This window comes from Haloferax gibbonsii (genome assembly GCF_001190965.1).
GTDB classification, from domain to species: Archaea; Halobacteriota; Halobacteria; order Halobacteriales; family Haloferacaceae; genus Haloferax; species Haloferax gibbonsii.
Genome location: NZ_CP011947.1, coordinates 2,368,918 through 2,388,029, shown reverse-complemented (window position 1 = coordinate 2,388,029; position 19,112 = coordinate 2,368,918). Strand labels below are relative to the sequence as shown.

The window sequence follows — 19,112 nt, the reverse complement described above, 5'->3', positions numbered from 1 at the left end:
ACGACTACCACTTTCGACACCCTTTTGCGGGACACTCACGCACGTTGTCCCATGACTCACTCCTCGGTCGGACCGAGGTGTTCGCGATGACCGCGGCACCGCGCGACGACCTCGCCCGCCGCATCGCGGGCGAGATTACCCTCTCGGACGACCCCGGCGCGACGCTCCGGAAGTGGCGGACCGACTTCGACATCTCCCAGACGGCGCTCGCCGAGCAGTTGGACGTGTCGTCGTCGGTCGTCTCCGACTACGAGAGCGGTCGCCGCGAGAGCCCCGGCATCGGCGTCATCCGCCGGATGGTCGAGGCGCTTCTCGACATCGACGAGGCCCGCGGCGGCAGTCGCATCCGGCAGTACGCCCGCGTCCTCTCGGCCGGCTTCGAGAGCGACATCGTCCAGGACCTCCGGGAGTACCCCACGTCGATTCCGCTGGACAGCTTCTACGACGCCATCGGCGCGACGCCCATCGTCGACGGCGACCAAGACCGCATCAGCGGCCACACCGTCATCAACAGCATCCAGGCCATCACGCGACTCTCCTCGGAGGAGTTCTACCGGCTCTACGGCCAGTCGACGAGTCGGGCGCTCGTCTTCACCGGCGTCACCCGCGGCGAGTCGCCGCTCGTCGCCATGCGCGTCGTCACGCCGACGCCGAACGCCGTCGTCCTCCACGGCCTCTCGGAGGACGAACTCTGGGAGCACGCGCCCGCGCTCGCCACTATCGACGGCTTCGCGCTCGCCGTGACCGACCGCGACCTAGACGAGATGCTCGAAGACCTGCGGAAGCTTCCCTGAGTCCGCCGTCGCAACTCGATTTTCCCGTTCTCTCCGATTCGATTCGAATTTCCAGAGTGTCCGTCCGAGGGCGAAAAAAGCCGAAGGGCGGCCGCGACGATGTCACTCCATGGATATTCGCGACCTCCAATCGCACCTCGAAACGGCGTTCGAATACCCCGTTGCGACCGACCGCGTACTCGAACGCGTCGGCGACATCGAAGTGACTGCGCCGAATGTCGACGACGCGGAGACCGTCGAGGCCATCCTCGACCCCCTCGGAGCCGAGACCTACGAATCGGCCGCCGACCTGTACAACACGATACTCGGAAGCGTGAGCGACGACTACATCGGCAGAAAGTTCTACGACGACCGGGGCGCGGACCCCGCTGACTCGTGGTCGATACTCCCCGAACAGGCGCGGTCGTTCTAACGGCCGGCGCTTCGTCTCCGCTACTCCACGTATTCGTAGCGGCGCTCGTTCATCCGACCCCAGCCCGTGAAGACGAACTCGGCTTCGGGTTGGGTGAACTCCTCGACCTCGATCTCCTTTTCGTGGTTGTGCACGTCGTGGATGAGCTCGTAGTCGTCGAAGGAGATCTCGGTTCGGGCCGCGAGCTGGTCGTCCACGTCCACGGCCTCGATTTCGTCGAGCCACGTCTCTTGGACCGTCTCGGCGTGAATCTCGGCCTGCGCGCCGGAGCCGTACGACCCGACGAGAAGCTGCTTGCCGGTCATGTCTTTCCCCTCGTCGGCGGCGGCGATGAGCGCCGACAGTCGGGCGATGTGGACCGAGCCGGTGTACCAGTTGCCGACGCGGCTGGAGATGTCGAGCGTCGGCTCGATGACGCGGCCGTACCAGTCGCGGTACTGTTCGGTCGTCTTCAGTTCGTCCATGTAGCCGCGGATGGCCTCCTCGTAGTCGTCCCACGTCTCGAAGTCCTCCTCGCGGGGCTGGCGGCCGATTTCGGCTTCGAGGTCGTCTTCGATGTCGGTGTCGCGGGTCATGTGACGGAACCCGAGGAGCGCCGCCTTCCGAACCATGCCGGGGAACGGCGTGTGGAACGGGATGTACTCGAAGAGGTCCGGGTGCGTGCGGCCCGCGACGCTCTCGTAGTCTTCGAGCGCCTCGCGCATGCGGGCGAGGTACACCTGCATGGAGCGCTTGCCGTCCACGGAGGGGAACTGCTGATTCGGCTTGAGGAAGTCGGTCTCGTCCATGCTGCCGTAGCCCTGCTCGGTCGAGAGTTCGACGAGGTCCGGGTCCTCGTCGATGAGCATCGCCACCGCGCCCGCGCCCTGCGTCGCCTCGCCGGGGTCGCCGCGCTCGTAGAGGGCGGTGTCGGTGGCGATGACGAGCGCCGCGCGCCCGCGGTTGCGTCCCGCCTTAATCCAGTTGTAGGCGTCGTCGAGGCTCTGGGTGCCGGCGATACAGGCGAACTTGCGCTCGCCCTTGTTCGCGTGGCGGAAGTCGCCGTCGTACACCTGTTCGAGACAGCCGGCGATGTACGTCGACACCGGCTTGGAGTTGTCGAACGCCGACTCGGTCGCCACGTCGATGCGGCCGATGTCCGCGGGCGTGAGCCCCTTTCGGTCCATCAGTTGCTTGGCGGCGTTCGCACCCATCGTGACGATGTCCTCGTACACGTCCGGGAACGACGACGTGTGGAGACCGAGGCCCTTCGTGTACTTCTCCGGGTCTTCGCCCTTCACCGGCGCGAAGGTGTTGGGGAGGTCTAACACGAGTTTGCCCGTCCAAATCTCCATGGCGTCGATGCCGACGGAAGTCATGGTCGATGCTACAGAACCGAGGGATAAGGTTTTGTCGATGGTGAGTTACGTCGGTTGTCGAAGAATAGGCGACGAGCGGTCAGGCGTTCTTGTCGCCCGCGATATCCGAGAGGACGTATCGGTCGACCACGATACCGTCGTCGTCCACGACGCGGACCTCGATGTCGTAGGTGTTCCCGGTCCCGTAGGTTTCGGTGTATTCGAGGTTGTTCTCGCTCGTCGCGGCACTTCGGACGACTCCGCTGGCCTGCGGTTGCTGGCGGTTGCGGAAGTACACCTCAACTTCGGCGAACTCGCTCGTCCCGATAACGTCGTAGTCGACCCGGTAGCGAACCTGATTCTGATTCGTATTCGACTTGTCCGACACCGACACCGAGTCGAGCGCGGGGCTTCCCGCGCGGGAGAGGCCGTCGTTTCCGGACGGGTCGGTCCAGTCCGCGTCATCGGTCACGATGCGCTCGTCGACGACGACGCCGTCGGCGTCGAGCAACTGAAGCCGGATGTGGTAGGTCATCCCGAAAGTCCCGCCGTTGTCCTCGGCGGCGAAGTCCTCGATGGTGTGCCGCGGGTCCGGGCTCTCGTAGATTCCCTCGGCGTACGACGCGTCCACGTTCGAAACCCACAGCCTGACGCGGCCGAACTCCGCCCAGTCGGTGACGTTGTACGAGGCCTCGTAGTCGGCCTGCGTCATGCTCAGGTCGTCGATGATGGTCCCCGCGAACGACGGGCTGGACGCCCGCGTCAGGTCGTCGTTGCCGGCGGGGTCGACGCCGTCAGCCACGTCCGAGATGACCCGGCGGTCGACGAGTACGCCGTCCTCGTCGAAGACGCGGATGACTGCCTCGTAGTCGTCGCCTTCGGTCCCGTCGTACGCCGAGTAGCCCGCGATGGTCCCGCGGGGTGCGGTCCCGCTGAGTTCCGCGGTCGCCGAGGGCGCGTCGAGATTGTCGAACTCGACGCGAATCTCCGAGAGGTTCGAGGCGTTCGTGACGTTGTAGTTCAGTTCGTACGCCGCACCCTCCTGCGTCAGGTCGATGAGCGCGGCACCGCGAATCTTTGGGTCGTTCGACTCGGGGAGCCCCGTGTTCGCGTCGGGGTTGTCGCCGTCGGCAACGTCCGAGATGGTTCGCGAGTCGAGAACGTTGCCGCCTGCGTCCAGCGCCGCTACCGTGATTCGGTAGCGGTCGCCGACGCCAGCCCCGATGTCGTAGGTCGCAAAGCCTCGGGCGTTCGTCTCAGTGACCGTCTGGGTCGCCCACGACGAATCGAGGTTCTCGAAGGTCACGCGGACGCGGTCGAAGTCCGGACCCGCGGCCACGTCGTAGTCCACGCGGTAGCCGGCACCGCCGGAGTCGGTCGTCCGGTCTTCCACGTGCACCCCGTTGATAGCGGTCGATTCCGGGGGTGTCGAAGTGGTCGTGGCCGTGGTCGTCGTTGCGGTCGTCGAAGTTGTCGTCGCCGTGGACGTGGTGGTCGCTGGCGGACTCGTCGTCGTCGGTCGCGGCGTCGGCGCGGGACCTGGGGTCTCCGTGACCGCGCCGAGCGTCCGCTCCGCGCGGTGGATGACGGTGTTACTCGGTTCGTGGACGACCAACACGAGGTACGGGTCGCTCCCGTCGAACCCGACAGGGGCGGCCGGCCGCCAGCTGTCTCCGGGGCCGAACAGCGACTCCGTCGTCGCCGCTCGCCCGTTGATGTCACCGTCAGTCCCGAGCGAGTACCGGGTCGTCGTGTCCTCGCTTCGGGTGATGACGGCCACGTCGCCGGCACGGAGGGTGTCGCCGGCGCGGTGCGCGAGCGTCAGGTTCGACGCGTCGACGGTCACGTCGAGTTCCACTAACGGAGCGTCGTCTCGGTAATCGTCGACAGCGGCGAGCGCGGCGACGCCCCCGACCGTGACGACCACCACGACGAGTCCTAACAGGAGGACCATCCCGACCGTCTCGCTCTGTGCGCGCGAAGCGACCTGCACGACTGAACGCAGGCGGGTGCGACATAAAAACGTACGCGGCAACAGACCTTTATCAGTCCGACCAGTTGACCACCCCAATGGAACTCCTCGACAGCGAACGGGGGCAGGCGGTTCAGGTCGGCGCTATTCTCCTGTTCGGCTTCCTCGTCATCGGCCTGTCGCTCTACCAGGCGACGGTCGTTCCCCAGCAGACGAAAGCGACGGAGTTCGGGGCCTATCTGGACGCCTCGGACGACCTCGTGTCGCTCCACAACGACGTGCTCGCGACCGCGACGAGGGGAGTGCAGTCGGGGGTCACGGTTCAAACGGGCGTCCAGTACCGCCCGCGCGTCGTCTTCATCAACCCCGGCCCGCCGACGGGGAGCCTCGCGCTCACGGACTCGCGGGACGTCACTATCGCCGGTGTCGACGCCGTCGACGGCGAGCCCGAGGCCGTCCGGACGCTCTGGGACGGCGGGGCCCGCACCTACGAGAGCAAGGTCCTACGCTACTCACCGAGCTACAACGAGTTCGATGGCACGCCAATTACCGTCTCCGGCGCGTCGGTCCAGCGCGAGGCCGGTGCGAACGTGGTCCCGCTCGGCGGCCAGACGCTCGTCTCGGGGAACCGAATCACCGTCGTCTCCGTCGACGGGCGAGTCGGCCAGACGGCGACTCGAACCCCGCTGACCGTCGCGCCCATCTCGTCGGCCGCGCGGACGGTGACCGTGACGAACGAGTCCGACGAGGACATCAGTCTAACTGTCCCGGTGGGGTCGAACGCGACGGCGTGGAGTCGGTCTCCGACCGCCGACCGGTTGCTGGAGAACGTCCGGGTGAAAGCCGTCTCCGACCTCGGCGACGGCGCGGACCCGACGAACAGCCTCGTCCGCGTCACCCTGAACGGCTCGTACACCTACGAACTCCGGCTCGCAAAGGTCGAGCTGTCGTCCTCGTCGGCCGCGTCGACGGTCGCCAGTCCCGACGGACAGTACCTCGTCCCGGTCACGACGGGAGCCTCCGCCGCGCCCGGCGAGTCGACCGGAGTCGTCGTCGAGGCTCGCGACGGCTACAACAACCCTGTCGAGGGCGAGCGTATCGACTTCACCGTTACCGAAGGCGACGCGTCACCGACGAGTCGGACCATCACAACGACCGACGATGGCCGCGCTGGGTTCGCGTTCACGCCCGCCGGCGACGCGGATGGACCGATAACCGTCCGGGCGTCGGGCGACCTCGACGGCGACGGGACGGTCGAGGCGATCGAGCAGACGACCTACACCGTCCCGCTGGTCAACGGGAGCGGCGGTGGCGGCGGCACGGGCGCGGGAGACGACGGGTCGACGGGAGAGATTAATCCACCGAACGACTACGAGGGCGACGTGGTTCTGGAGGGCGCGAGCGAGGTCGGCCCGAGCAACGAGGTCGAAATTCGACTCAACAACACCGGAGATACGCGGACAATCACCAGTTTCCGGGTCTCGTTCCACTACCCCGATAGCAACAACAAGTTCGCCAGCGGCGTCGAATTCAACGGGTCACCTGAGCAACCTATCGGGGGACAGCAGTACACGCTCGGGTCGAACGCCGTCACCCTTCAGGGCAATCAGACGACCCCGGTCTCGGTGACGTTCGCCCCAAGCGGCGTGAACGCGAACGGCGACTTCTTCATCCTCACCGTCCAGTTCGACGACGGCGAGTTCGCGACGTACTTCGTCGCGGTCCCGTAGCCGGGGCTCGCCGTCGGAAAACGGTCGGAGCGGGTCCGGGAGATTCCGGCGCTCTCAGCGGACGAAAAGCGAGACGAAAAGCAGCGCGAGAGAGGCCGAGTTCAGTCTTCTTCTTCGACGACCTCGGGCTCCGAGAGGCCGCTCTGGAGGCTGTCGAGGCCGTTGACCCACTCGGTGACGAGTCCGAATTCGAGTTCGTCGAGAACCTCGATGTCGAGGTCGTCGCCGTCGATGACGCGGGTGCCGACCTGGACGATGTAGCCGAGCGCGCTGTCGAGGTCGTCGGCGGCCTCGGCGTCCGCGGCGGCGCGGATGTAGGCGTCCATGTCGTCTTCGAGTTCCGCGGGGCCGGCGACGATGAACTCCTCGGCGGCGAAGAAGGCACACGAGAGGCTCGTCTGGACGCTCCCGATGAGGATTTCGGCCTCCTCGTTCTCCGACTCGAACTCGGGTTCGGCCATGACGATGTCGTGGACGGTCGAGAGCTCGTCGAGCGCCTCTTCTTCGCCCAGCGTGTCGTCGTCGTAGGCGGTCAGAATCTTGGCGATGGCGATGGCCGCGTCGTTCTGGATGTTCATCAGAAGACGGCCGGTCTCCTCGCTTTCGAGGTCCAGGTCCTCTTCTTCGACGCGCGTCAACCAGTTCTGCCAGCGTTCCGGCGAGTAGTATCGTTCCTCGGCCTCGGTCATACCTACAACCTCCCGTGCCGGACTCAAATGCCTTTCTTATCCTGCTTGTGACCGTGCGAGGGCTCGACGTGGGAGAAGACGGCGCAATTCGACTCGTGCGCCGGTCTCGGCGGCCGTTCCGCGCTTCGCCCGACAGTCCCTATCGGTCGAGCGTCGCTTCGGTGTCGACGCCGTAGACCAGCGCGGGCGTCTCGACGTGAGCGTTCCTGACGGCGTCCTCGCGCCCCTCGTCGAGGAGCCAATCGACGCGCCGGGGGACGGTCTTCGGCCCCATCACCGCGCCGGGGCGGTCGGGGTCGTCGATGAAGTCGGTCTCCATGAGGAACGGGTCGCCCCGTTCGGCGGCGTCTTCGAGGCGGTCCTTGTCGCTCATGACGCTCGGCGTGCCGCCGGTCAGGTGGCCCTGCGCGTAGTGTTTGACCACGCGCTCTCCGGGGACGCCGCGCTCGTCGGCCCACTCGGCTACGTCCGAGAGGTCGGTCGTCGACTCCGTGTGGAGTTGGAGCGCGCAGTCGCAGTCCGCGGCGAGGTCGAGGCCGTGTCTGAGGACGGCGTTCGAGGCCTCCCAGACGGCGTCCGTGACCTCGTAGTGCGGGCGGCCGGACTTGAGCGCGAGCGCGTCGCCCTCGCGGACGAACTCGGCGGCGGTGTCGAGGCCGGCGCACATCAGGTCGCGGGCGGCCTCGGGGTCGTAGCCGCGGTCGTCGACGAGCTTCGAGACGAGACCGGGGTGGACGCCGAGGACGGGCCACGCGCGTCCGGGAAGTAGCTCGGAGGCCTCGCGGACGACTTCGACCGTCGTCTCGAAGACCGGGCGGAAGTCCTCGCCCGTCTCGACCTCGTGGCCGAGGAGCCACGAGGGCTTGTTGACGACGAGGAGGTGCGTGCCGCCGCTCCGGGCGAAATCCTTCACCGCCTCCAGCCCGCGACCGTGGTCCGGGTCGAGGTGGAGGTGGTTGTCCACGACCGGCGTGTCGAACTCCTGCATGGACGACTGGTCGGTCGGGGGAGGAAAAAGCGAACCGTTCGCGGTCGGTCGTGTCGAGTTGAGTCAGGCGCAGTCGGATCGTATCGGGGTCGACCGGGTCGTCGCCCGACTCAGTCGCCGTCCTCTGCGAGTTCGTCGAGCGTCATCGCGTGGGTCGCCGCGTTCTGGAGCGCGTCCGAGCGGCCGTAGCTCCCGGGCGCGATGGCGACCGTCCGCAGGCCGTAGGCGTTGGCCGTCTCCAAGGCGGGCTTGAAGTCGGTGTCCCGCGAGGCGACCGCGATGACGTCGGCGCGGTCCTCGACGGCGTACCGGGTGAGGTCGACCGCGAGCTTCACGTCCACGTCGCCGCTCGTGACGACGACCTCGAAGCCGCGCGCCTCGGCCGCCTGAATCAGCCCCGGCGTGGCGTGTTCGTCGAGGTAGAGCCGCGCCGCGCTCACCTGTCCGCCGAGGGAGCGAGCCGCCGCCCGGATGTCGTCTAAGTCCACGTCGAACTCGTCGCGGAGGACGTTCGGCCCGTCCACGAAGAGCGCCACTCGGCCCGACGGGAGCCCGTCGGGACCGACCAACCGCCGCAGGAGGTCCATACACCACCTCGCCCGGTTTCGGGTTTATAAATTTCGAGGGAGGGTCGACCGAAGCAGGAACGACGATTCGAGAATCTGTCGAGGATTTATTTTGGTTTACGGGTTCGTTCCGAATCCCCTTTGAAGAACAGGCTGAAATTGAAATTTCAGTCAAGCTAACAAATATTGCCACGGTCTCCCGAGTCATGTGTGCCCATGGCAGGCACACCGAACTTCGACAGACGAACCTTCCTGAAGCTCGCCGCGGCCGCCGGGTTGACCGGCGCGGCAGGCGTGACCACCGCGACGCCCGGTCGGTCCCCCGGGCCGAAGAAAGAAGAGATTCTCGTCGGCGTCTCGAAGACGGCCGACAGTCCGCGCAAGGCCGTGGAAAAGCACGTCCCCGGCAACGCGACGGTCGTCCACGAGAACAAGACCCTCAGTTACGTGGCGGTCAAGTTCCCGTCGGTCGCCGCCGACCGCGCCCGCGAGAACTTCATCTCGGCGGTCACGAAGCGCGACGAGGTGAAGTACGCGGAGAAGAACGTCACCCACCAGGCGCTCTACACGACGAACGACCCGCAGTACGGCAGTCAGTACGCGCCCCAGCAGGTGAACGCCGACACCGCGTGGGACACCACGCTCGGCAGCGCCGACGTGACCGTCGCCGTGGTCGACCAGGGGGTCAAGTACGACCACCCCGACCTCTCGGCGCAGTTCGGCTCCGACAAGGGCCAGGACTTCGTCGACGCCGACGGCGACCCGTATCCGGACGTGCTCGCCGACGAGTACCACGGAACCCACGTCGCCGGCATCGCCGCCGGCACCACCGACAACAGCGAGGGCATCGGCGGCATCAGCGACTCCTCGCTCCTCTCGGGGCGGGCGCTCTCCGAGTCCGGCAGCGGCTCGACGAGCGACATCGCCGACGCCATCGAGTGGGCCGCGGACCAGGGCGCGGACGTCATCAACCTCTCGCTCGGCGGGGGCGGTTACACGTCCACGATGAAGAACGCCGTGTCGTACGCGACCCAGCAGGGGAGCCTCGTCGTCGCCGCCGCCGGCAACGACGGGAGCGGGAGCGTGTCGTACCCCGCCGCCTACAGCGAGTGCGTCGCCGTCTCCGCGCTCGACCCCGACGAGACGCTGGCGTCGTACTCGAACTACGGCACCGACATCGACCTCGCCGCGCCGGGGACGAACGTCCTCTCGTGTTGGACGACCGATACCGAGTACAAGGAGATCTCCGGCACGTCGATGGCGACGCCGGTGGTCTCGGGGGTCGCCGGGCTCACGCTCGCCGTCTACGACCTCTCGCCGGCCGACCTGCGGAGCCAGCTCAAGAACACCGCGGTCGACGTCGGCCTCTCCGAGAACGAACAGGGAGCGGGCCGCGTCGACGCCGCGAACGCCGTCACGACCGAGCCGGGAAGCGGCGGCGGCGGTGGCGGCGGTGGCGGCGACTCGACCACCTCGACCATCGACGACTCGCTGTCGTCGTCGGCCGACTCCGACTGCTGGAGCTACGCGTGGGAGTACGGCTCGCCGTCGCAGGTCGTCGTCGACCTCAGCGGGCCGTCGAGCGCCGACTTCGACCTCTACGTCAACGAGGGCTCGGGGACGTGCCCCACGACCGGGTCGTACGACTACCGCTCGTGGACCACGGACAGCGAAGAGCAGATCGTCATCGACGACCCCGACACGTCGGCCGACCTCTCGGTGCTGGTCGACAGCTACTCCGGCGGCGGCAGCTACACCGTGACCGTCACGGAAAAGGAGTAACCGCGACCGCCGACTCGGTGGCGGGACCGAACCGATAGCCGACTTCATGAGCAGGTGACCGCCGCGCCCGCGACGCGTCGCGCGGCGTCACATTCCGGTTCTGCGGAACCTCGCGATGCGCTGATGCGACCGGAACGCGTAGTCTCACCTATGGGTGGGGACGAACCGACGGTCACCGTGGGGATTCTGGGATTCCACGACAGCAGGGAGACGAAAGCCATCAGCAACGCGGTCAGGGCGCTCGGCCACGAGGCCGTCTGGTTGCACGAGGAGGCGGTCGGCATCGACGTGTCGCCGTCGGGCGTCGCGCTCGACCCCGACGTCGACGTGGTGGTCAACCGGCTCCTGCTGTCGAAGTCGACGAGCCCGCTCGAAGACCTCTCTATCGCCAGTTGCTACGCCGCCGTTCGGCCCGTGCTCAACGACCCGCGGAGCGTCCTCTTCGCCGTCCACAAACACGCGACGGGGAGCAGGCTGGCCGCCGCGGGCGTCCCGGTGCCGCACACGTACATGGCCACCGCGGACGCCAGGCTGAACGCCGCGCGAGAGGGGTTCGGGACGCCGGTCGTCTACAAGACTGCCGTCGGGACCAACGGCGGGGGGACGTGGCTGGTCGACCACGACCGGGCCGTCTCGGCGACCGTCGACGGCCGGCGAGCGTTCATTCAGGAGTACGTCGACGCGAGCGAACGCCACCGCGACCTCCGAATCTATATCGTCGACGACGAGGTCGTCGGCGCGATGTACCGCTACGCCCCGGCGGGCGACTGGCGCACGAACGTCGCGCTCGGCGGCGACGTCGAGGACGCGACGGAGGAACTCCCGCCGGAGGCCGCGGGAACGGCGCTCCGGGCGGCGAGGGCGCTCGGTCTCGACTACGCCGGCGTCGACCTCATCGAGAGCGACGACGGCTGGGTCGTCCTCGAAGTCAACCCGACGGCGGGGTTCCGCGGGCTCTTCCGCGCCACCGGTCGGTCGCCCGCGGCGGCCATCGCCCGCCTCGCAATCGAGCGCGCCGGCGGGCGCGTCGACCCGGCGCTCGTCGAACGGGTCGAGCGTTCTCTCGACGGGACGCGACCGGCAGACGCCCCTTCGGGAATCCGCGACGAGCGGGTCCCCGTCGTCGGCCACGCGGAGCGCGTGACCGTCACCGGCGTCAGCGGGTCGAAAGCGGTGCTCGCGCGCATCGACACCGCCGCGTCGACGACGCGAATCGACCCCCGGTTGGCGGCCGACCTCGGTACCGAGCCGCCGGACGTGGTTGACGACGGCGCGCCCCCGCGGGTGGATATCGTGGTCGAACTCGCGGGGGAACGGCGGACCGTGACCGCGGTGCTCGACGAGGACGTGGGTCCGGAGACGCCGCTTCGAATCGGCCGGGACCTGCTCCGCGACTACTACGTCGACGTGCGCCGGGGCGTCCGCGGCGACGCGGGTGACTAATCAAACCGGATATATCAAGCCATTCCGTTAATTGGCTCCACTTCCTATGACGACTGCGCCCCGTCCCCGATTCGAGAAGCCGTACTCACGCGACACGATTCGTTTCGACGACCCACCCGCGCTCGATAGCGTGGCCGTGTCGCGTCACGTCCCACGCCGGTCGCAACCCAACAGCCGGCGCACGGCGCGTCGAATCGACCACCGGACGCGGGCCATTCTCCGAAAACCGACCGACGGCGAGCGGACGGTTTCCCGTGGGAAACAATCACGATGTAGTTTATAATGATTTACTAAACGCGTCGCCGGGTTTTATGTATCTCATTAACATATAATGGAGTATGTCCGAGACAGCGTCCAGAAATAATTCGAATACGTTCACAATCGTAAACGAGGTAAACGACCACGGTGCGGCGACCCTCCGCGGCGACAACGGCTCGACGTACCACGTCACCTCCTACGAGAACAGCACCTTCCGCGACTACCTCGCGAACCACCACGCCGGCGACCGCGTGCGGATGGACATCGAGCGGGCCGGCGTTCGCGCGAACGTCTGGCAGGTGTCGGCGCTCTACCCCGGCGCTAACGAGTGACGCCGCGGGCCGCGGACGCTCACACGCGGTTTGTGACCAATCGGTCGGCCGACCTCCGCGCAGACGGCCCGACCGCTGTCGCGGCGGTGGGACGAAAAACGGTGGTCGAAACCGGGCGCTACTCGTAGACTTCGAGGACTTTGCCGGCCGCGATGGTCTGTCCCATGTCGCGGATGGCGAAGCTCCCGAGTTCGGCGATTTCTGACGACGGTTCGATGCTGAGCGGCTTCTGGGGACGCAGCGTGACGACGGCGGCGTCGCCGGCCTTGATGAAGTCCGGCTCTTCCTCTGCGACCTCGCCCGACGCGGGGTCGAGCTTCTGGTCGAGCGACTCGAACGTACAGGCGACCTGCGCCGTGTGCGCGTGGATGACCGGCGTGTAGCCCGCGGTGATGACCGACGGGTGTTGCATGACCACGATTTGTGCTTTGAACGTCTTGGCGACCGACGGCGGGTCGTCGGCGGGGCCGCAGACGTCGCCGCGGCGGATGTCGTCCTTGCCGACGCCGCGGACGTTGAAGCCGACGTTGTCGCCGGGGCCCGCCTCCGGGACCTCCTCGTGGTGCATCTCGATGGTCTTCACCTCGCCACCCGCGTCAGAGGGCATGAACCGGACGTTGTCGCCGGTCTTGAGAATCCCCGTCTCGACGCGGCCGACCGGGACTGTCCCGATGCCGGAGATGGTGTACACGTCCTGAATCGGGACGCGAAGCGGCGCGTCCGTCGGCGGCGACGGCTCTGGGAGGTTGTTGAGTGACTCCAGTACGGTCGGCCCGTCGAACCACGGCATGTTCTCCGAGGGCTCGGAGATGTTGTCGCCCTCGAACGCCGAGATGGGGATGAAACCGGCGTCGTCGGAGTTGAACCGTACCTGGTTCAGGAGCTGTTGGACCTCCTCTTTGACCTGCTTGTAGGAGTCCTCGCTGTAGTCGACGACGTCCATCTTGTTGACCGCGATGATGAGTTCCTCGATGCCGAGCGTTCGAGCGAGGAAGACGTGCTCGCGGGTCTGCGGCGCGACGCCGTCGTCGGCGGCGACGACGAGAATCGCGTGGTCGGCCTGCGACGCGCCCGTAATCATGTTCTTCACGAAGTCGCGGTGGCCGGGCGTGTCCACGATGGTGAAGTAGTACTTGTCCGTGTCGAAGCGCTGGTGGGCGATGTCGATGGTGACGCCGCGTTCGCGCTCCTCGGCGAGGTTGTCCATCACGTAGGCGAACTCGAAGCCCGACTTCCCCTTGGACGCCGCCTCCTCGCGGTGCTGTTCGATGATGTGTTCCGGGACGCTGCCTGTCTCGAACAGGAGCCGGCCGACGAGCGTGGATTTCCCGTGGTCGACGTGTCCGATGATGGCTAGGTTCTGGTGTGGTTTGTCTGCCATGGGTATCAGGGCGGTGTCGCCCAGTTTGGTAGAATATGACACCCAAAGGTAAATCCGTTTTCCCGGCTCGAAGCGCGTCTCGCGCCGGTTCGGACGAGTCGAGGAAACGGGTTATCAGGGGACGCGAAAACTCAGGAAATCAGTCATGTCGCGGCGCAGTCGGGCGAACCGAGAGGAGAACCGAACCCCGACGAACCACTCAGAACCCGCGCATCGCGGCGGCCATGTCGGCGAAGGTGGCCGTGCGGCGAACGGACTGCTCGTGAGCGTCGGACACGTCGGTGTTATCTTTTACAACAATCATAGTAACTAATTGTATCGGATGGGTAATAAATCTACCCCCGGAGACGACGGACGTCGGGTACCGCGCGGACCACCGTCCGAACAATATCAAAGGATAAAGTGCTCTCCACCCCGAGGTAGTGGCATGGCTGGCGAGGATATCGACGACGTGGACAAGGCGATTCTGTACGCGCTCCAAGAGGACGCCCGGAACATGTCGTCCGGCGACATCGCGAAGCGAACGGGTACCTCGGACAGCACCGTCCGCAAGCGCATCCAGCGGCTCGAATCCGACGGCGTCGTCAAGGGCTACAGCGCGAGCGTCGACTATGGGAAGTCGGGCTATCCCCTCCGAATGCTGCTCTACTGCACCGCCTCGATTCCCAAGCGGGGCGAACTCGTCCCCGAGATTCTGGAGATGGACGGGGTCGTGGCCGTCCAAGAACTGGTCACCGGCGAACAGAACCTCCTCGTCACCGCCGTCGGCGAGACGGACGGCGACATCACGTCTATCGCGCAGGAACTCCTCGATATGGGACTCACCGTCGCCGACGAGGTGCTCGTCCGCACGCACGAGACGACGCCGTTCGGGAAGTTCGACGCCGAGAGACACGCCGAAAACGACTCCTGAGCGGGCGCGCGCACGATATCCTCGCGACGAACGGGTCGTTCACGAATCGAACGGAGCGTTCACGAATCGGTCACCGAGCCCGACGAGCGACCGCGGTCGCGGGTCGTCGCGGAAAGTCGCCCCCGTGTAAATCGTCGCCGACACTCGGTCGTCGAACGGGCGGATAGTACGACACGGGGGTCGAAAAGAGCGTTCTAAGCCGATTTTGCCTCTCCAGGGCCGGCTGTTCGAGTCGTCCCGCACTCGCAAAACCATAATGTTCTATAATGGCTAATTTGCGAACGATTTGTGAATGTAGGTAGATTTAATAGACAATCTGTTCTCGGATGGGTGTAAGGACGACCAGTATCGGACGCCGAACGCGTTTCGGTGACCGTTCTGGTCAACGACGAATCGAACGATGTCAGGACACAGCTCGAAACCGACGGTCGGAGCACTCCCGGACGCGGTGGCGGACTCGCCACTCGCGCCCGTCGCACTAACGAAGCTCGTGTGGGCGCTGTTCGCCGCGAGCGTCGCCGTGCTCTTCGCCCGAGTCCGACTCGGCGGCGCGTGGGAGGTTCCCGGCGTCGTCGCCGTCGACGGCCTGACCGTGCTGCTGTGGGTGGTCGTGACGTTCTTCAGCGGCATCGTCCACAGCTACTCGCGCCGCTACATGGCCGGCAGTCGCCACGAGACGAGCTTCTTCGCCACCGTGTTCGGCTTCACGGTCGCCGTGATGGGACTCGTCGCGGCCGACCACGTCGCGCTGTTCTGGCTGCTCTGGCTGACGATGGGACTGGCAATGGCGAAACTCATCGGCATCATCGACGGCTGGAATCAAGCGCAGGCCGCCGCGAGCGTCGCTCGCAGGTACTTCCTCACCAGTAGCGCGTTCCTCGGCGTCGCGCTCGCGGCCCTCTGGTGGGCGACCGGCGCGACGACGGTCTCCGGCATCGCCGCGAGCGCCGACGGGCTCGGCGGGCCGGTGTGGCTTCTCGCCTGTGTCGCGCTCGTCCTCGCGGCGATGATTCAGTCCGCGCTCGTCCCGTTCCACGGCTGGCTGCTCTCGTCGATGACCGCCCCGACGCCCGCCTCCGCGCTGATGCACGCCGGGTTCGTCAACGCGGGCGGCATCCTGCTGCTTCGGTTCGCCCCGGTCGTGACCCTCGACGCCACGCTCATGCTCGGCATCGTGGCCGTCGGCGCGACGAGCGCCCTGCTCGGAAAGCTGCTCAAGAACGTCCAGTCGGACGTCAAGAGCGAACTCGGCTGTTCGACCATCGGCCAGATGGGCTTCATGATTATGCAGGCCGGCCTCGGATTCTTCGGAGCCGCCATCACCCACCTCATCCTGCACGGATTCTACAAGGCGTACCACTTCCTCAGCGCGGGCGCGGCGGTCGAACACACCGCCCCGACGGACCACGGCGCCCACGAGACCGGTGTCGCGGGCGCGGTCGTCGTCCTGGCGACCGGGCTGGCCGGCGGCGCGCTGTTCGCGGCGCTCACCGGGAAGGGAACGCACCTCGACAGCGGGCTCCTGCTCGTGACGTTCGTCGTGCTCACCACGCTGCACGCGGCCCGCAACGTCGTCGCGCACGCCTCGCTTCCGACGACAGTCCGCTACGGCGCGGTCCCGCTCGTCTTCTTGCCGGCAATCACCGTCTACGCGCTCGCCTACGAGGCGGTTTCGAGCCTCCTGTCCGGCCTGCCGGTCGTCGAGGCACCGGCCGAACTGACCGCGCTCCACGCGCTCGTCGCCGGCGTCTTCCTCGTCGTCTACGCCGCGATAGAACTCGGCGTCCACGAGCGCAGCCACCGCCTCTACGTCGCGCTGTTGAACGCGAGCCAACCCGCCTCCAGCACCGTGCTGACCGCCACGGAGGACTACAATGAGTACTGAACACACCATCGAAGACAGCATCGACAAAGCGGCGACGACCGTCGGTTCGGTCTGGCCGATTCACTCGTTCGTGACGGCCAACCCGCTTTCGGGATTCGAAGACATGCCGTTCCACGAGGCCGTCACCCAGGCCGCTGACCTCGTCGGCGGTCGCGGCTACCCGACCCCCGAGACGTTCCGGGCGGCCCTCGACGATGGACAAATCGACCCCGACGCGCTCGCCTCGGAACTGGCCGAGCGCGGCTACGACGACGACCCCGAAACGCTGCTGGAGCGCATGGACGCCGGCGTCGAGTCGGAGCCCTCGGACGCCGAGACTGACGCCGACACCGCGCGGGTCGACCGCGTGCTGACGAAGTGGCTGTCGGCGTTCCTCGACGAGGGACAGGCCCACTGGCCGATGCCGAACCGCGAAGACGGGTTCTACAGCGCCTTCCGGTCGATGGCCGCGTACGACGGGCAGATTCCCGACGACGGAATCGTCGCCGACCTACCCGAGTCGCCGGTCGAAACCGTCGAGGCCGCGCTGGAGTCGTATCCCCAGAGCCAGTGGGTCCCGATATTCGAGGAGCAACTCGCCGCGCTCCCCGGCTGGACCGGCTTCATCAAGCAACGCGCCGCCGACGGCGGCGAGTGGCAGTCCACGCACCCGATTACGCTCGAAGGCTACCTCGCGGCACGTCTCGCGCTCCTCGACGCGTTCGGCGTCGATGTCGAGCCGTCGACCGGTCCCGAACGCGGCGAGGCCGATGCGACCGACGAACTCGCCGACGCGTTCCTGAGCGCGTGGGAGGCGAGTTACCGCGGCGAGGTCGTCGACCGCGTCGCCGCCGAGAGCGAGGCCCTCGACGACAGCGGCTCCGCCGGTCGCCCGGACGCGCAGTTGGTCTTCTGTATCGACACGCGCTCCGAGGTCATCCGCCGCCACATCGAGGACACCGGCGACTACGAGACCCACGGCTACGCCGGCTTCTTCGGCATCCCGATGGAGTACCAGGGCTACGACGCCGAGGTGGCGGTCGACGCCTGTCCCCCGATTCTCGACCCGCAGCACCACGTCTCCGAGGTCCCGACCGACACGGAGACGAAGGCGAGCCACGACCGCTGGTCGCGCTTCCGCGAGACCGCGGGCGAAGTCATCGAGTCGCTGAAGACCAACCCCGCTACCGCCTTCGGCTTCGTCGAGAGCGCCGGAAGCGGGTACGGACTGGCCCTCGCGGCCCGCACGCTCGTCCCCGGGCGCGTCTCCGACCTGCTGGGAACCGCCGACGACGCGGTCCCCGACAACCACGAGTTCTGCGACCAGGCCGTCCACCGGCAGCACTCCTACGTCGGCGACCTCCCGGTGGGGCTGACCGACGAGGAGAAAGTCGAGTACGCCGCGAACGCCTTCGGACTGATGGGCTGGGAGGAGTTCGGTCGCCTCGTCGTGTTCACCGGCCACGCCAGCGAGACGGCGAACAACCCGTTCGATTCGAGTCTGGACTGCGGTGCCTGCGCCGGCAACCCCGGCGGCCCGAACGCCCGCGTCCTCGCGGCAATCTGCAACGACGAGACCGTCAAAGCCGAACTCCGCGACCGCGGGTTCGACATCCCCGAGGACACGGTGTTCGTCGCCGGCGAGCACAACACGACGACCGACGAAATCGACCTGTTCGACGGCGACGTGCCCGAGAGCCACGCCGACGGCCTCGACCAGCTGCGCGCGGACCTCGCGGTCGCCCGGGAGAACGCGACCGCCGAGCGCGCCGAGTCGATGGGAGCCGACGGCTCCGCGGGCGTCAGGGAGACCGAGCGCCGCGCCGCCGACTGGGCCGAGACGCGTCCCGAGTGGGGACTGGCCGGCAACGCCGGCTTCGTCATCGGCCCCCGCGAACTGACGAGCGACCTCGACCTCGACGGCCGCGCGTTCCTCCACTCGTACAACCACTCGACGGACCCCGACGGCGACGCGCTCGAAGCGATTCTGACGGGCCCGATGGTCGTCACGCAGTGGATTAACGCCCAGTACTACTTCTCGACGGTCGACAACGCCGTCTACGGGAGCGGGTCGAAGGTGACCCAGAACCCCGTCGGCAACGTCGGCGTCTACCAGGGCAACGGCGGCGACCTGATGACCGGACTCCCGCTCCAGTCGCTGATGGCCGCTGACGACAGGCCGTACCACCAGCCGCTCCGCCTCTCGACGATTATCCACGCGCCGGTCGACCGCGTCTCTGACGTGCTGGCCGACCACGCGGAACTGACCGAACTGCTCGACAACGACTGGCTCTCGCTGACGGTCGTCGACCCGACGCAGGACCACCGCGCCTTCCACTACGAGGAGGAACTGACGTGGACGCCGGCGTCCGAACAGGTCGAAGCGCGCCCGGAACCAGAGACGCCGACCACGGCCGCCGTCGCGGACGACTGACCGTCCTCGCGGACAGGCGGCAGCGACCCCGGTGACCTCCACTTTTCTGACTCTCTGTCACCGCCCAGTACGACGCGGATAGCGACCTCGCGGCACGTCGCAACTCCGTTTCGGAGTTCTGTATCGTAGTAGTCGGTTTATCGCTCCGAGCGCCGTCCAGGCCGCGACCGCTCCCGGACGGCAGATTTCGCCACCTGGTTGCGGGTTCGTGGTGTTT

General features: G+C 67.0%; 15 protein-coding genes. 9 read left to right on the top strand and 6 right to left on the bottom strand.

What is annotated here, in order from left to right; translation table 11 throughout:
* The first annotated feature begins 86 nt into the window (after positions 1–86).
* Both ABY42_RS12055 and ABY42_RS12050 read left to right on the top strand, forming a co-directional pair.
* On the top strand, positions 87–794 hold the full coding sequence (locus ABY42_RS12055) for a helix-turn-helix domain-containing protein (protein ID WP_004975230.1): 708 nt from the start codon (positions 87–89) through the stop codon (positions 792–794).
* A gap of 109 nt (positions 795–903) precedes the next feature.
* Positions 904–1,206: a DUF5789 family protein gene (locus ABY42_RS12050; RefSeq protein ID WP_004975234.1), complete on the top strand. Its 303-nt coding sequence runs from the start codon at positions 904–906 to the stop codon at positions 1,204–1,206.
* 20 nt (positions 1,207–1,226) lie between these two features.
* On the opposite strand, the gene hmgB is transcribed toward ABY42_RS12050, so the two are convergent.
* Positions 1,227–2,564 (bottom strand): hydroxymethylglutaryl-CoA synthase, encoded by a 1,338-nt coding sequence (hmgB, locus tag ABY42_RS12045; protein ID WP_004975237.1) that lies wholly within the window; start codon positions 2,562–2,564, stop codon positions 1,227–1,229.
* Between the two features lie 79 nt (positions 2,565–2,643).
* The gene (locus tag ABY42_RS12040; protein ID WP_050459609.1) at positions 2,644–4,536 is read right to left on the bottom strand and encodes a type IV pilin; all 1,893 of its coding nucleotides are present in this window, start codon (positions 4,534–4,536) and stop codon (positions 2,644–2,646) included.
* 77 nt (positions 4,537–4,613) lie between these two features.
* Between ABY42_RS12040 and ABY42_RS12035 the strand changes: the two genes are divergently transcribed.
* Positions 4,614–6,245: an Ig-like domain-containing protein gene (locus tag ABY42_RS12035; RefSeq protein WP_050459608.1), complete on the top strand. Its 1,632-nt coding sequence runs from the start codon at positions 4,614–4,616 to the stop codon at positions 6,243–6,245.
* A gap of 101 nt (positions 6,246–6,346) precedes the next feature.
* Here ABY42_RS12035 and ABY42_RS12030 read toward each other — a convergent pair whose 3' ends face one another.
* The 3 genes from ABY42_RS12030 to ABY42_RS12020 form a co-directional block, all read right to left on the bottom strand.
* The gene (locus ABY42_RS12030; protein WP_004975254.1) at positions 6,347–6,934 is read right to left on the bottom strand and encodes a DUF2150 family protein; all 588 of its coding nucleotides are present in this window, start codon (positions 6,932–6,934) and stop codon (positions 6,347–6,349) included.
* A gap of 139 nt (positions 6,935–7,073) precedes the next feature.
* Positions 7,074–7,922, bottom strand: coding sequence for a TatD family hydrolase (locus ABY42_RS12025; protein WP_050459607.1), 849 nt, complete (start codon positions 7,920–7,922; stop codon positions 7,074–7,076).
* 110 nt (positions 7,923–8,032) lie between these two features.
* Positions 8,033–8,509: an NYN domain-containing protein gene (locus ABY42_RS12020; protein WP_004975259.1), complete on the bottom strand. Its 477-nt coding sequence runs from the start codon at positions 8,507–8,509 to the stop codon at positions 8,033–8,035.
* Positions 8,510–8,704: 195 nt separating this feature from the next.
* Here ABY42_RS12020 and ABY42_RS12015 point away from each other — a divergent pair, with 195 nt between their 5' ends.
* The 3 genes from ABY42_RS12015 to ABY42_RS12005 all read left to right on the top strand — a co-directional run bounded on the left by ABY42_RS12015 (position 8,705) and on the right by ABY42_RS12005 (position 12,303).
* The gene (locus ABY42_RS12015) at positions 8,705–10,270 is read left to right on the top strand and encodes a S8 family peptidase (RefSeq protein ID WP_004975265.1); all 1,566 of its coding nucleotides are present in this window, start codon (positions 8,705–8,707) and stop codon (positions 10,268–10,270) included.
* 150 nt (positions 10,271–10,420) lie between these two features.
* Positions 10,421–11,713: an ATP-grasp domain-containing protein gene (locus tag ABY42_RS12010; protein WP_004975267.1), complete on the top strand. Its 1,293-nt coding sequence runs from the start codon at positions 10,421–10,423 to the stop codon at positions 11,711–11,713.
* 338 nt (positions 11,714–12,051) lie between these two features.
* Positions 12,052–12,303 carry a hypothetical protein gene (locus ABY42_RS12005; RefSeq protein WP_004975269.1) on the top strand — a complete coding sequence of 84 codons (252 nt, stop codon included), beginning with the start codon at positions 12,052–12,054 and terminating at the stop codon, positions 12,301–12,303.
* 118 nt (positions 12,304–12,421) lie between these two features.
* Here the strand turns inward: ABY42_RS12005 and tuf are convergent, their stop codons facing one another.
* Positions 12,422–13,684 (bottom strand): translation elongation factor EF-1 subunit alpha, encoded by a 1,263-nt coding sequence (gene tuf, locus ABY42_RS12000; protein ID WP_004975270.1) that lies wholly within the window; start codon positions 13,682–13,684, stop codon positions 12,422–12,424.
* 427 nt (positions 13,685–14,111) lie between these two features.
* On the opposite strand from tuf, the gene ABY42_RS11995 reads away from it, so the two are divergent.
* The 3 genes from ABY42_RS11995 (at position 14,112) to ABY42_RS11985 (ending at position 18,895) form a co-directional block, all read left to right on the top strand.
* Positions 14,112–14,597 carry an Lrp/AsnC family transcriptional regulator gene (locus ABY42_RS11995; RefSeq protein WP_004975272.1) on the top strand — a complete coding sequence of 162 codons (486 nt, stop codon included), beginning with the start codon at positions 14,112–14,114 and terminating at the stop codon, positions 14,595–14,597.
* 400 nt (positions 14,598–14,997) lie between these two features.
* A complete protein-coding gene (locus tag ABY42_RS11990) occupies positions 14,998–16,482 on the top strand; it encodes a proton-conducting transporter transmembrane domain-containing protein (protein WP_050459606.1) in 1,485 nt (494 codons plus the stop codon).
* Positions 16,472–18,895 carry a DUF2309 domain-containing protein gene (locus tag ABY42_RS11985; RefSeq protein WP_004975274.1) on the top strand — a complete coding sequence of 808 codons (2,424 nt, stop codon included), beginning with the start codon at positions 16,472–16,474 and terminating at the stop codon, positions 18,893–18,895. Before ABY42_RS11990 ends, ABY42_RS11985 begins: the two co-directional genes overlap by 11 nt.
* The last annotated feature ends 217 nt before the right edge of the window (positions 18,896–19,112 follow it).